Below are 12,898 nucleotides of genomic sequence, written 5' to 3' on the forward strand. Positions count from 1 at the left end.
TAAGAGCAGTTATCCGTTTACAGCTTCTACTTTTTCCACTAAATCCGGAACGAATTGTTTTAAAATATTTTCAATTCCGTTTTTCAAAGTAGCAGTTGAGCTTGGGCATCCCGAGCAGGCTCCCTGTAACAGCATTTTGGCTGTTTTACTTTCCTGATCGTACTCCATCAGGGAAATTTTTCCGCCGTCATTTTCCACTGCAGGAGCTACATATTCATTTAAAATGTCTGAAATTTTCTGCTCGTCATCGGTATAATCTCTGTTGATGATTTTTTCAACGGGATTTTCATGCTTCTGAGGTTCAAGATTTGAAATTTCGCCTCCACTCTGAAGATATTCAGCAATAAAACCACGTACAGCCATCATCACCTGATGCCATTCCACGGAATCGTCTCTTGTTACAGCCACAAAATTGTCAGAAATAAAAATTTCTTTTGCAAAATCAAATTCATTAAAGATAGCCTGGGCCAAAGGAACACCCTCAGATTTTTCTCTCGATTTTACTTCCACAAAACCCTCCATAAGTAGTTTATTGGAAACAAACTTCATCGCATTAGGGTTAGGAGTCATTTCAGCATAGATCTGATACATTTCCTTTCTTTTCTGAAGATAAATTCTTGGATTGGCCAGTAATTCATCCTCAATGACATTTTTCAGGCTGTCTGCTACATGTTCCCATTCAACAGTATCCTGTTTTGCCACAGCCACAAAATTAGCTGTAATAAAAACTCTTTCCACAAAAGGATAGTTGAAAAGTTCCTGAGCTAAAGGAATTTCTGTAATATCTGAACTTCTGTCCAACTCTAATGAGCCCGGGATCAGGTTATAATCCGCGACAAATTTCATCACTTTCGGGTTTTCAGTTGGTTCTATAAGTATCGTACGCATTTTTTCGTTAAATTTGAGATACAAAAATACGCAATTAGAAATTAGAAGTTAGAGATTAGAAATTAGATTTTTGCTATCACGGTTATTTAAAATTAGAAGACAGAGAATAGAAGCAGCCGTTTTAGAATTATTATTTTCGAATTGACTCATTTTCAAATTATCAAATTAAAACTATGGCAATTGTAAAAGAACTTTTAGGGAAAACACCTCAGATAGGAGAGGGTACATTTTTGGCAGAAACGGCAACCATTATCGGTGACGTTACCATGGGAAAAGACTGCAGTATCTGGTATAATGCAGTGATCAGGGGAGATGTACATTACATCAGGATGGGCGATAAAGTAAATGTTCAGGACAATGCTATGTTGCACTGTACGTATCAGAAACACCCTTTAAATATTGGAAACAACGTTTCCATCGGACATAATGCGATTGTTCATGGCTGTACCATCAAAGATAACGTACTAATCGGTATGGGAGCTATCGTTATGGATGACTGCCTGGTAGAAGAAAACTCCATTGTAGGAGCAGGTTCTGTAGTGATACAGGGAACCCATATTAAATCAGGAGAAGTCTGGGGCGGAGTCCCTGCAAAGAAAATTAAAGATATTTCTGCTCAGTTATTAGAAGGAGAAGTCAACAGGATCGCAGATAATTACGTGAAATACTCTTCATGGTATAAAGAAAACCTGAAAGTGGGGAGCTAGTTTAGAGTTTTCGAGTTGGAGAGTTTTCGGGTTTGAGAGTTTATGTAGTTGATTTTCTGGTTGATAGTTGCTGGTTCGAACCGCGAATCCGTCATGCCGAAACTTTTTTACTTGCTAAACTTCACTGGGAAAAAGTCTCATGCCTGTAATCTAAAATCTTGATTTTTGGCTCTTGCATCTTGGTTCTCAAATCTTGAAGCAAACACAAATAAACAAAAGCTCCATCATACTGATAGAGCTTTTTTCAATCCTTAGTATAAACTCCTGAACGAGTTTTTATGTTGATTTTTCAACAGGATATATAACCTTTGCTTTGATTTTTTCTTCTTATTGTTCTGCCGTTATAAGCTGTGCTTTTCCATTGATACATTTCACAGATGTTGGTGGCATCACCATCATACAATCAGAAGTGATATTATATTTTTCATTGAAAGCTTTTACTTTCTGTGTATATTCCTCAATTCTTGGAAGAATGATGGTCTCTATTTTTTTAGGATAAGCAATGTATTGCTGAGGCCCGCCACAGGCTTTGGCTCCCATTGGAGCAAACGTCCATTCCGAAGCGGCCGTACATTTTTCTTTGGATACTTCAGATTGAATGGATGCTTTCAACTTATCCAGCTGGGCCTGCTCATATTTTTGACTGTCCTCATCAGCAGGTCTTTCAGAAATATCTTTTGGAAGATTGGTATTCGCGTTCTTGGATGTATTGCATGAAACCAAGGTAAACATAGTGCATAATGCTAATAGTGGAGTATATATGAAATTTTTTTTCATTATAATTTCTTTTCTGTTAAAGAATTTTCAAAAGTTATGCCAAGGTAAGAAAATCAAATTCATTTCCGTAATTTTGAAGCACAATGAACAATCATTTTTTTGACTTAATAGAGCACACGAACAGAAGCGTTTTTCTTACAGGAAAGGCAGGAACAGGTAAAACGACTTTCCTTAATGATTTTGTAAAGAAAACAAGGAAGAAGTATATTGTGGTTGCCCCTACCGGAATTGCTGCGATTAATGCAGGAGGAGTGACTATCCATTCTATGTTTGGATTGCCTTTAAGGACTTTTTTACCGACCACGGACCGTATTGATGGGAGCTTGGCAAATAATATTGCCGACCTAATGCCTCATTTCAAATACAGAAAAGATAAGCTTAAACTTTTAAGAGAAGTGGAGGTTCTTATCATTGATGAGGTTTCCATGTTGAGAGCTGATGTTCTCGATATGATGGATTTCTCGCTGAGATTTATCAGAAGAAATAATCAGCGGTTCGGTGGGGTGCAGATGCTGTTCATTGGAGATCTTTACCAGCTTCCGCCGGTGGTAAGAGATGAACATATTTTAAAGATGTGCTACCAGTCACCATTCTTTTTCGACAGTCTTGCCATTAAAGATATTCCGCTTCTGACCATTGAATTAACTAAAGTTTACAGACAATCGGATGAAAAGTTCCTGGATATTCTGAATGCAATCCGTGACGGCGATGTTGCCAATATCAATTTTGACGAGCTTAATAAAAGATATGATCCTGATTTTAAGGCAGGAACTGAATCTTACGTTTATCTGTGTTCACACAATAAGATGGCGGATGAGATCAACCAGGAAAAATTGGAAGAAATTGATCTGACCGTTAAAACCTATGAAGCCAAACTCTTTGGCGATTTCAAAGAAAACCAGTTTCCGAACGAGCAGTTTTTAGAATTGAAAGTCGGGGCACAGGTCATGTTCATCAGGAATGATATTACCGGTGAGAAAAAATATTTCAACGGAAAGCTGGGTGAAATTTCTGCTTTAGATGATAATGAGATCAAAGTTGTTCTTAATGGCAGTGAAAGAGAAATTACGGTGAAAAGAGAAGTCTGGGAACAGAAAAAATATTTTCTGGATACCGAAAAAAATATCAAAGAAGAAGTTTTAGGGAGCTTTGAGCAGTTTCCTATAAAGCTTGCCTGGGCAGTTACCATTCACAAAAGCCAAGGTTTGACCTTCGATAATGTAATCATTGATGCAGGTAAAAGTTTTACGGCCGGACAGGTTTATGTAGCGTTGTCAAGATGCCGTACGCTGGAAGGGATTGTTTTGAAATCTAAAATTACTCCTGAAGTTATTTTTAAAGACAACAGAATTCTGCAGTTCCAGGGAAGCACCCTTGCTAATGATAATGTAGAAGCCATTCTGAACCGCGAAAAATATGACTACAGCATCAAAAAAGTACTCCGTACCGTCAACTGTTTGTGGTTCCTGAATGAAGTGGAAGAGTGGAACAAACTGTCCATTACCACAAAAAGTATTGATCATGTAAAAACAAATCAGCTGTATCTTCAGCTGAAACACGAAATTGTCAATCTTGGAAAGATCTTTGAAAAATTGGAAAGGGTAATTTCCCAGAAGGTTAATAATTTTATTGAAAATAAAGAAGAATGGTCTGAGATTGAAAGCAAAACCAAAGGAGCAGTTAATTTCTTTTTCACAGAAATCAGAGACAAAGTATTTAATCCGCTGAAGGAGTTCTATGCTGAAATTAAAGGGGCAAAAGGACTGAAACAGTATAATGAGGAATTCAGAAACTGGCTGGAAGATACTGAAGAATACCTGAACAGCCTGAAAGAGATCCATCTGTTGGAAACGAAGCTTTTAGATGAAAAAAATGACAAGGAAATCAATTTAAAGATCGCAAAAGTTCCTTCCCAGGTTCTGACCTTCCAATTATTTGAACAAGGAAAAACCATTGGTGAAATTGCTATGGAAAGAGGCCTGGTAAAAGAAACCGTGATCGGCCATTTAGCAAAATTTGCAGAGCAGGGCTTACTGGATATTTCAAGAGTGATCACTTCGGATAAAATCAAAGCTTTTGAAAAAGAATTCTATGAAAATCCTCATGAAACCTTAACGGAATGGAAGAATGCTTTGCCTAATGATTTTGAATTTAATGAAATCAGGATTTTAATTAATCATTATAATTTTAAGAAAGAAAAAGAGAGATAATAAAAATATTTTAAGGAAATAATATTTGAACAATCTTAGAATTATTATTAAATGCTGTATTTACGGCCTTTTTTAGTTCTTGAAATTCAATGATAATGCAGTCTGCATCATAAATAGATATCATAGAATATCCTTGCTGTTGGGAGATATCCAATTTTAAAGATTCATTACTCAACTTATTATTTAGAACTTCGATGGAGATCTTTTGAAGCTCTTCATATAATATTTTTATTTCGTCTTTATGAAAAATTTTAGAATATTCATTGATGTTTTCACTTTGCTTATTTTCTCTTAATTTAGTAAAAATACTATTACCAGATATTTTGTTGAGAAGACAATATAAAGGATCCCAAGTTTTTACAAATGAAGTAAATGACTTTATGCAATGAGCGTATTGGTTAAGAATACTTTCAATATCAACTTCTGTATTTATATTCTTTTCAATTGCTTTAATTGCATTTTCATCTGAAACTATTCGATAGCTTACAATTATTCCCATTTTTTATATTCGATTTTTATAAATCTACATAAAACTAAATAAATTGAGTAATTGAAATTATTCAAATAAAAATTTTTCCAATAGTTTTTTCCTGAACTAGCTAATCCATCCTATCAATTACAAAAAGTAACTAATGCGATTTATTAGGTTTAAATTTGTCTGGTTTTAAACCTAAAATTTAAAATATGAAAAATTTTGAAATATCGGTACTTGATCTTGCTCCCGTAAAGCAGGGAAAAAGTATTCACGATACCTTTCAGGACAGTTTGTCTTTAGCAAACCATACTGAAAATTTAAACTATAAAAGATTCTGGCTGGCTGAGCATCACAATATGGAAAGTATTGCCAGCTCGGCTACCACAGTTCTGATCGGTTTTATTGCCAACGGAACAAAAACAATAAGAGTGGGATCCGGCGGAATCATGCTCCCGAACCACAGTTCGTTGATCATTGCAGAACAGTTCGGTACCCTGGAATCTCTTTTTCCGGGAAGGATAGATCTTGGTTTGGGAAGAGCTCCCGGTACCGATGGTCTTACTGCCCAGGCTTTAGGAAGAAACCCAGCGATCATCAATCAGCAGTTTCCGAGACAGATCTTAGAACTACAGACGTATTTCTCGAAAGAAAATTCTGATGCTCTGGTTCGTGCCATTCCCGGTGAAGGTCTGGATATTCCGCTTTACATCTTGGGATCCAGTACAGACAGTGCGTGGCTGGCTGCGGAACTTGGGCTTCCATATGCTTTTGCGGGACATTTTGCTCCTGAACAGATGGAAATGGCTTTTAAAATTTACAGAGAACATTTTCAGCCTTCAGAACAATTAGATAAACCCTACGTGATGGCGTGTGTTAATGGAGTGGCAGCAGAAACTTCCGAGGAAGCGCATAAAATTTCCACTACTTTATTCCAGGCATTCATCAATATCATAAGAAATGACAGGAAACCTTTTGCTCCTCCCGTGGAGGATATGGATGGCATCTGGTCGCCCATGGAGAAATCGATGGTGCTTCAGAAGTTAAAATATACATTGATAGGAGATCAGGCAGAAATTGAAGAAAAACTGAAAAATTTTCAGGAAAAATTCAATGTAGATGAATTAATTATCAACTCACATATCTACGATCACCAGAAGAGGCTGAGATCTTATGAGATTTTCAGAGAGGCAGTAAACTCTTTATCCAAAGCCTAACAAACCATCCATATTAATTGGCAGATGCTCATTTTTATAAGTATCTTTGCACAAATAAAAAGTAAACATGTCTGATATTAAATTGAATACCATTCCAGAGGCTATTGAAGACCTTAAAAATGGTAAAATAATCATAGTAGTAGATGATGAAGACAGAGAGAACGAAGGCGATTTTCTTTGTGCTGCAGAACTGACAACGCCGGAAATTATCAATTTTATGGCATTTCACGGAAGAGGGCTGATCTGTATGCCGCTTCCTGAAAAAAGATGCGATGAGCTTGGCCTTGAGGTCATGGTAAGCAGAAGCAGTGATCCTAAGGAAACCGCTTTTACCGTTTCTGTTGACCTTCTTGGTAACGGAACATCTACAGGAATTTCTGCAGGTGACAGAGCCAAAACAATTTTAGCTTTGATGGATGAAAAATCCAAGCCTACAGATTTTATGAGACCTGGCCATATTTTCCCGCTTCGTGCAAGAAAAGGAGGGGTTTTAAAAAGAGCAGGACATACAGAAGCTGCTATTGATCTTACCAATTTAGCAGGATTGAAAGAAGGTGGGGTAATCTGTGAGATTATGAATGATGACGGTACCATGTCACGTTTGCCTGAACTTCATGCTTTCGCTCAAAAACATGATATGAAGATCGTTTCCATTGAAGATCTGATCCATTATCAGCTTAAAAAAGGAAACCTTATCGAAAGGCTGGAAGAAAGAAAAGTAAAAACTGCTTATGGAGAGTTTGACTTTTTTGCATTCAGAGAAACATCCAATGACCAGATTCATTTTGCCCTGACAAAAGGTTCATGGACGGTTGATGAGCCTGTTTTGGTAAGAGTTCAGTCTTCAGATTCATATTTTGATGTACTGACAAGACTGAATAACGGTGAAAAACCTTTACTGGAGAAAGTAACGAATATGGTAAATGAAGCAGGAAAAGGAGCTGTTATTTTCATCAATAACGTTTCAAATTCCGAAAATACATTGAGAAAACTTCAGCAGTTCCTGAATTACCAGGACGGACAGGAGCAGCATCCTACTTTAGCATACAATTACAGAGATTATGGGATCGGAACACAGATCCTGAAAAATCTGGGAATCAATAAGTTCAAAGTGATCACACAAAACCCTAATATCAAGCCACAGGTTGGTGGATATGATGTAGAGGTGACGGAGTTGGTTCAGCTGTAAAAGTGAATTGTGAATGGTCGGTTGTGAATGAACATTACTGATCATTTATAGAAATAAAATTAATAAAAAGGTTTAGGATTTTTCTAAACCTTTTTTTATTTTTAAACTATGACAGAGTCTTTAAAGAAACACATCAGAACGTATATTGAGATTTCAGATGAAAAGCTTGAAAAATACTGCAGTGCATTCCGTATTCAGAAAATAAAGAAAAAAGATTTTCTTTTAAAAGAAGGAGACATCTGCGAAGCGGAAGGATTTGTATTGAGCGGATGTTTTAAAGTGTTCCGTACAGATAAGAATGCAGATGAACAGATCTTATATTTTGGAGTGGAAGACTGGTGGATTTCTGATATAGACAGCTTCATTAATCAGATCCCGTCCCAGCTCAATATCCAGGCTATTGAGAACAGTGAGATCCTCTTGATTTCTAAAGAAGACAAAGAAAGACTCTACCGGGAAATTCCTGAAATTGAAAGGCTGATGAGGCTGAAGTTTCAGATGTCAATCATTGCCCTGCAACGAAGGATTGTTGATAATTTAAGCAAACCTTCCGATGAACGTTATCAGGACTTCCTGAAAGAATATCCTAAAACGGCTCACCGCTTGACAAATATCCAGATCGCTGCCTATTTAGGAGTAACTCCTGAATTTATCAGCAGAAGCCGCCGGAAAATTGTAAGTGGGAATTGAGAGGTTTAACCCTTACGTCAATGGTGAATTTTGCTTCGCAAGTAAATGGTGGATTTTAGCAAAACAAAGACCGAGTTACAGGTTTCAAAATCCAAACTGACAACCAGCAAGTACCCCACTCACATACTCTAAAACTCTCCAACCCTAATCCTCTCCAACTCAGAAACTCCTACAAACTTATATCTTCAAAATTTCTAAATCCATTAAGGAAATCCTTCACGTTCATCCTTTTTTTGCCTTCAAGCTGAAGCTCCTGTGGAAAGTAAGCGCCGTCTTCTGTATAGATTTTAAACTCATTCTTAGAAATATCCAAAGTTCCGGAAGGTTTTCCATGATCTGAAATTTCAAATTTCCCACCGAATATTTTTAATCCTTTTTCTTCTTCTCCGATTTTTAAAGTTGTAAAAGCAGCTGGATAGGGCGACATTCCCAAGATAAATTGATGAACCTTTTTTGACGCTTTTGTCCAATCGATTCTGGTATCTTCTTTGAAAATTTTGAAAGCATTTTTAGGATGTTCAACATGCGGTTGAGGCTTTTCTACAATTGAGTTTTCAGCTAAACCGTCAAGTGTTTTTACGACCAGCTTTGAGCCCATTACCATTAATCTGTCGTGAAGACTTCCCGCGTTTTCATTTGGTAAAATTTCCATCTCTTCCTGAAGAAGGATATTTCCCTCATCTATTTTTTCGTTAATAAAAAATGTCGTTGCACCGGTTTTTTCTTCACCGTTGATCACTGCATAATTAATAGGAGCCGCACCCCGGTAATCAGGAAGCAGAGACGCATGAAGGTTAAAAGTTCCCATTTTAGGCATTTCAAAAAGAACCTTGGGCATCATTCTGAAAGCTACCACCACAAAAACATCAGCATCCAGTTTTCTGAGTTCTTCTAAAAATTCAGGATTTCTCAATTTTTCCGGCTGAAAAACAGGAATGTTATTTTCTGAAGCATAGATCTTTACAGGTGACTGATTGATTTTTTGTCCGCGGCCACTGGCTTTATCGGCAACAGTGACAACACCTACAACTTCATGATTCGACTGATGGATAGCTTCCAAAGAAGTTTTTGCAAATTCCGGGGTTCCTAAAAAAACGACTTTCAATGATTTCATACTGCAAAGATAAGGGTTTTTGGGAGTTGGAGAGTAATAGGATAGGGTTTGAGAATTTTACGGTGAATAAGTAAGAGTTAAAGAGTCTGGAATCTCATGTATGATATCTGAGGTCTAAAATTTACTATTCACTTGCGAAGTAAAATTCACGATTCACCATTGCCCATGTTCAGCGCATATGTCCTGAAATTCAACATCTTTACCTTCCCTGAATCTAAAAGAAAAATCAGGTTTTCTAAAATGTTGTTTTTAGAATGATAATTAAGCTGTACCGAAAGGTCTTCAATGGTGGAAGGTTTTTTAGCTAGCAGATTAATGATCTGTTGGGAAATATTTTTCCCGAAAATGGATTGCTTGTTTTTTTCACAGACTGAGCATTGGCCGCAGTTCTTTGTATTCTTTTCTCCAAAATAAGCGAGAATAAGTTTCATCTTACAGTAATCATTATTTTCTATAAAAAACTTAATTTCTTCCCACTTCTGAATTTTGTTTTTTTGAATATGTTCAAAAAGTTTCCAATAAGCTGCATTAATAGCTCTTTCATCACGTGGTTTCAGGAATTTAATACTTGAGAGGGCACCGTCTACATATTCCAGATAATTTTTTTGTTGGAGTTCTTTAAGTCTTTCTTTAATAAGAGGAACACTTACCCCAATCTTATTGCTGACCTGTAGTTCACTGAACATTACTTTATGCGTAGTAATTCCTGATATCGTACGCAGCAGAAGTTCTATGAAGTAAGCATCTTTCTGAGGCAGCTGGTCTATTTCCTCAGCATTGAAGAGAAGTTCCAATGAAGACAGGCTTTTGTTGTCATTATGATAGATGATTTCCTGATTATGCAGAAAATTAAGGACATTGCTGATCTTGGCTTTCGACAGCCTGGTAAAATTCTGTATCCCCTGAATGTTCAGTTGAAAAACTTTTTCCGGAAGTTCAAATTCTGCAACCTGGAAAATAGAGTAGAGATAGGTGGTGATTTTTAAAAATTCAGCTTTGCTGGGGGTCTGGTTTTTTAGGATTTCATCAAAATTAAGTAATTCCTGTTTATTCCAAAGAAGAAACGCAAAACTGTCTTTACCATCTCTCCCTGCCCTTCCGATCTCCTGATAATAATTTTCCAGTGACGGAGCAGGAGAGAAGTGAATCACAAAGCGGACATTGTCTTTGTCTATTCCCATCCCGAAAGCATTGGTTGAGATAAGAACTTGGTTGTCACTGTTATTCCAGTGAGTTTGTTTGGCGTTTTTCTCTTTCGTCGTTAAACCGGCATGAAAATAATTTACATTTTTTATCTGGTTTTTTTTGAGAAATTCGGCCAGCATTTCTGCATCCTTTCGGGTTCTTACATAAACAATTCCGGAATCGTTATTATGCTTTAAAATATCAAAAACACGCTGAAATTTGTCAGAAACTTCATCCAAAAATATCCTGATATTTTCTCTCCTAAAGCTTTTCTGAAAAACAAACGGATTTTTAAGTTCCAGTTTATTCTTGATTTCTTCCAAAACTTTGGGAGTTGCAGTGGCTGTTAAGGCAAGACAGGGAATTTTAGGATGATTTTTTCTGAATTCTTTGATATTCTGATAACTGGGACGAAAATCCTGTCCCCATTCTGAAATACAGTGGGCTTCATCTACAGCTATAAATGATAACTTAATTTCGTCAATATTTTGAAGAAACTGTATATTGGTCAGTCTTTCCGGAGATACATAAAGAAGTTTGGTAAGCCCGTCTTTACAGCGGTCGTAGACAGCTTCTGCGTCATATTCATCAAGCTCGGAGGACAGGTATTCTGCTTCGATACCCCGATGTTTAAGCTGGCTTACCTGATCTTTCATCAATGCAAGAAGGGGAGAGATCACAAGGCAGGTTCCTTCTTTCAATAAGGCTGGAAGCTGGTAGCAAAGAGATTTTCCTGCTCCCGTAGGCAGAAGGACGAGACAGTCTTTTTCATTAATGACAGCATCGATAATTCCTTCCTGAGAATCTCTGAAAGCATCGTAGCCCCAAAAATATTTTAGGGTATCGTATTTTAATTTTTGGAAATCCTGCTGAGAAATCATAAGGTAAAAGTAATAAAACTATTACAACAAAAAAAGCCGTGCATGGCACGGCTTTGATATATTTACTAATAATTGTATTATTTAGCTTCGAAATATACTCTTCTGTTAGCTCTGTTTTTCCATTCAGGACATTTAGTAGCTGGTTCGCACTCAGGGTATTTAAGGTCTTTTTCACCTCTACCGATTGCGTTCAGTTTAGAAGATTCTACTCCGTTTTTGATCAAATAGTTTTTAACGCTATTCGCTCTTCTTTCAGATAGCTTTTGGTTATAAGCATCAGAAGCTCTTGTATCTGTAGCTCCGATTACGTTATACGCACCGTTTGAAGAGTTGATATATGAAACAGCATTATTTAAGATCGGAGTGTTTGAAGGTAAAATTCTGTCAGAATTTAAATCAAACTCAATTCCTTCAAGCTTAGTTTCTGTTTCTACTACAGGTCCTGCAGTTGTTGTAGGACATCCGTTGTTTTCAACAGGTCCAGGAACAGTTACACACTTGTCGTAAAGGTCAATTACACCGTCAAGGTCAGTATCAAGAGCAACACCAGCACCATCCACTCTTGCACCAGCAGGAGTATCAAGCTGTCTGTCCCAATCGTCACAAACTCCGTCGTTATCAGCATCACCTTTTTTACATACTTCAATATCCTGGTTTTTGTTAGCCAAAACATCAAGTTTGTAATAGATTTCCTGCAACGGATCATGCCACATTAGGTGAGATTCGTGTTTTCCTAATTTCAAGGTAAGACCTAAAGTAGCATTAAAGAAGTTATCTGATACCTGCTCTTCACGTTTGTTGATCGCACTGTATTTGTCACCTCCTCCATCGAATTCATCATCACCAGTTACTACATACATTACTCTACCTTCAAGATCAAGTCTGTTGTTGATTTTGTATTTTAAACCGGTACCAGCCTGCATGAACATTGAACCTAATTTGAAAGGTTTAACTTCAGTAGCAAGTCTTTGCCCGTTAATATCTTTCTGATAAGCTCTGTAAGCAATAGTACCTATACCTGCATACCCGTGAAGCGCCCATCTGAAAGGTGAATGATTATCAACTCTTCTCAATAGATTAGAGAAGTTGATGTCTCCCAATAAAGAGATCGCATCATACTGAGTTCTTGCACCTACAGCTGTTGCATCTGGAGCAGCATCTTTAGTGTTGAACCATCCTTGTCTTGTTTCACCTCTGTCATATTGTAATTTTAAACCGAACGCATGAGTGATCGCTTTATCAATACTTACATAAGCAGAGTAACCGAAAAGGTTTTTACCGTTACCATTCTTGATAGATGTTAAATCACCTGACTGTAACAGGGGTACACCTGCACCGGCTGAAATAGACCAGTCATTGAATCTTTTTGACTGATTGGTAAACGGAGAAACATTCGCAGAACCAGAAGAAAATGTGTTTGGATATTCTCCATTTGAAACTGCTGTTGAGTCTTGCGCATAGCTAGCGGCTGGAATTGCCATTGCTAATGCTACAATTGCTAAACTTAATTTCATAGTGTATTTTTTTATTTTAGTTAATTAAATGATTTTATTGTAATAAAAACAGTT

At 37.0% G+C, this 12,898-nt stretch carries 11 protein-coding genes; 5 read left to right on the plus strand and 6 right to left on the minus strand.

Annotation, left to right across the window (positions count from 1 at the left end; genetic code table 11):
• Positions 1-9: 9 nt before the first annotated feature.
• The gene (locus tag DRF61_RS20340) at positions 10-888 is read right to left on the minus strand and encodes a NifU family protein (RefSeq protein ID WP_111960513.1); all 879 of its coding nucleotides are present in this window, start codon (positions 886-888) and stop codon (positions 10-12) included.
• A gap of 173 nt (positions 889-1,061) precedes the next feature.
• Between DRF61_RS20340 and DRF61_RS20345 the strand changes: the two genes are divergently transcribed.
• Entirely contained in the window at positions 1,062-1,595 is a 534-nt protein-coding gene (locus DRF61_RS20345) for a gamma carbonic anhydrase family protein (RefSeq protein WP_111960515.1), read from the plus strand.
• Positions 1,596-1,922: 327 nt separating this feature from the next.
• Here DRF61_RS20345 and DRF61_RS20350 read toward each other — a convergent pair whose 3' ends face one another.
• On the minus strand, positions 1,923-2,372 hold the full coding sequence (locus DRF61_RS20350; RefSeq protein ID WP_111960517.1) for a hypothetical protein: 450 nt from the start codon (positions 2,370-2,372) through the stop codon (positions 1,923-1,925).
• An 83-nt stretch (positions 2,373-2,455) separates the two neighbouring features.
• On the opposite strand from DRF61_RS20350, the gene DRF61_RS20355 reads away from it, so the two are divergent.
• Entirely contained in the window at positions 2,456-4,582 is a 2,127-nt protein-coding gene (locus DRF61_RS20355; RefSeq protein ID WP_111960519.1) for a helix-turn-helix domain-containing protein, read from the plus strand.
• A gap of 10 nt (positions 4,583-4,592) precedes the next feature.
• On the opposite strand, the gene DRF61_RS20360 is transcribed toward DRF61_RS20355, so the two are convergent.
• Positions 4,593-5,081 (minus strand): DUF1877 family protein, encoded by a 489-nt coding sequence (locus DRF61_RS20360; RefSeq protein WP_111960521.1) that lies wholly within the window; start codon positions 5,079-5,081, stop codon positions 4,593-4,595.
• Between the two features lie 185 nt (positions 5,082-5,266).
• Between DRF61_RS20360 and DRF61_RS20365 the strand changes: the two genes are divergently transcribed.
• From DRF61_RS20365 to DRF61_RS20375, 3 genes are all read left to right on the plus strand, one after another.
• The gene (locus tag DRF61_RS20365) at positions 5,267-6,271 is read left to right on the plus strand and encodes an LLM class flavin-dependent oxidoreductase (protein ID WP_111960523.1); all 1,005 of its coding nucleotides are present in this window, start codon (positions 5,267-5,269) and stop codon (positions 6,269-6,271) included.
• A 67-nt stretch (positions 6,272-6,338) separates the two neighbouring features.
• The gene (ribB, locus tag DRF61_RS20370; RefSeq protein ID WP_111960525.1) at positions 6,339-7,460 is read left to right on the plus strand and encodes a 3,4-dihydroxy-2-butanone-4-phosphate synthase; all 1,122 of its coding nucleotides are present in this window, start codon (positions 6,339-6,341) and stop codon (positions 7,458-7,460) included.
• A gap of 108 nt (positions 7,461-7,568) precedes the next feature.
• Positions 7,569-8,150 (plus strand): Crp/Fnr family transcriptional regulator, encoded by a 582-nt coding sequence (locus DRF61_RS20375; RefSeq protein WP_111960527.1) that lies wholly within the window; start codon positions 7,569-7,571, stop codon positions 8,148-8,150.
• Positions 8,151-8,319: 169 nt separating this feature from the next.
• On the opposite strand, the gene fmt is transcribed toward DRF61_RS20375, so the two are convergent.
• The 3 genes from fmt to DRF61_RS20390 form a co-directional block, all read right to left on the minus strand.
• Entirely contained in the window at positions 8,320-9,264 is a 945-nt protein-coding gene (fmt, locus tag DRF61_RS20380) for a methionyl-tRNA formyltransferase (protein WP_111960529.1), read from the minus strand.
• Between the two features lie 146 nt (positions 9,265-9,410).
• Positions 9,411-11,330, minus strand: a complete 1,920-nt coding sequence (locus tag DRF61_RS20385; RefSeq protein ID WP_111960531.1) for a RecQ family ATP-dependent DNA helicase — start codon at positions 11,328-11,330, stop codon at positions 9,411-9,413.
• Positions 11,331-11,407: 77 nt separating this feature from the next.
• Positions 11,408-12,844, minus strand: a complete 1,437-nt coding sequence (locus DRF61_RS20390) for an OmpA family protein (protein WP_111960533.1) — start codon at positions 12,842-12,844, stop codon at positions 11,408-11,410.
• Between the last annotated feature and the right edge of the window lie 54 nt (positions 12,845-12,898).

Source organism: Chryseobacterium lathyri (assembly GCF_003290185.1).
In the GTDB taxonomy this organism is placed as follows: domain Bacteria; phylum Bacteroidota; class Bacteroidia; order Flavobacteriales; family Weeksellaceae; genus Chryseobacterium; species Chryseobacterium lathyri.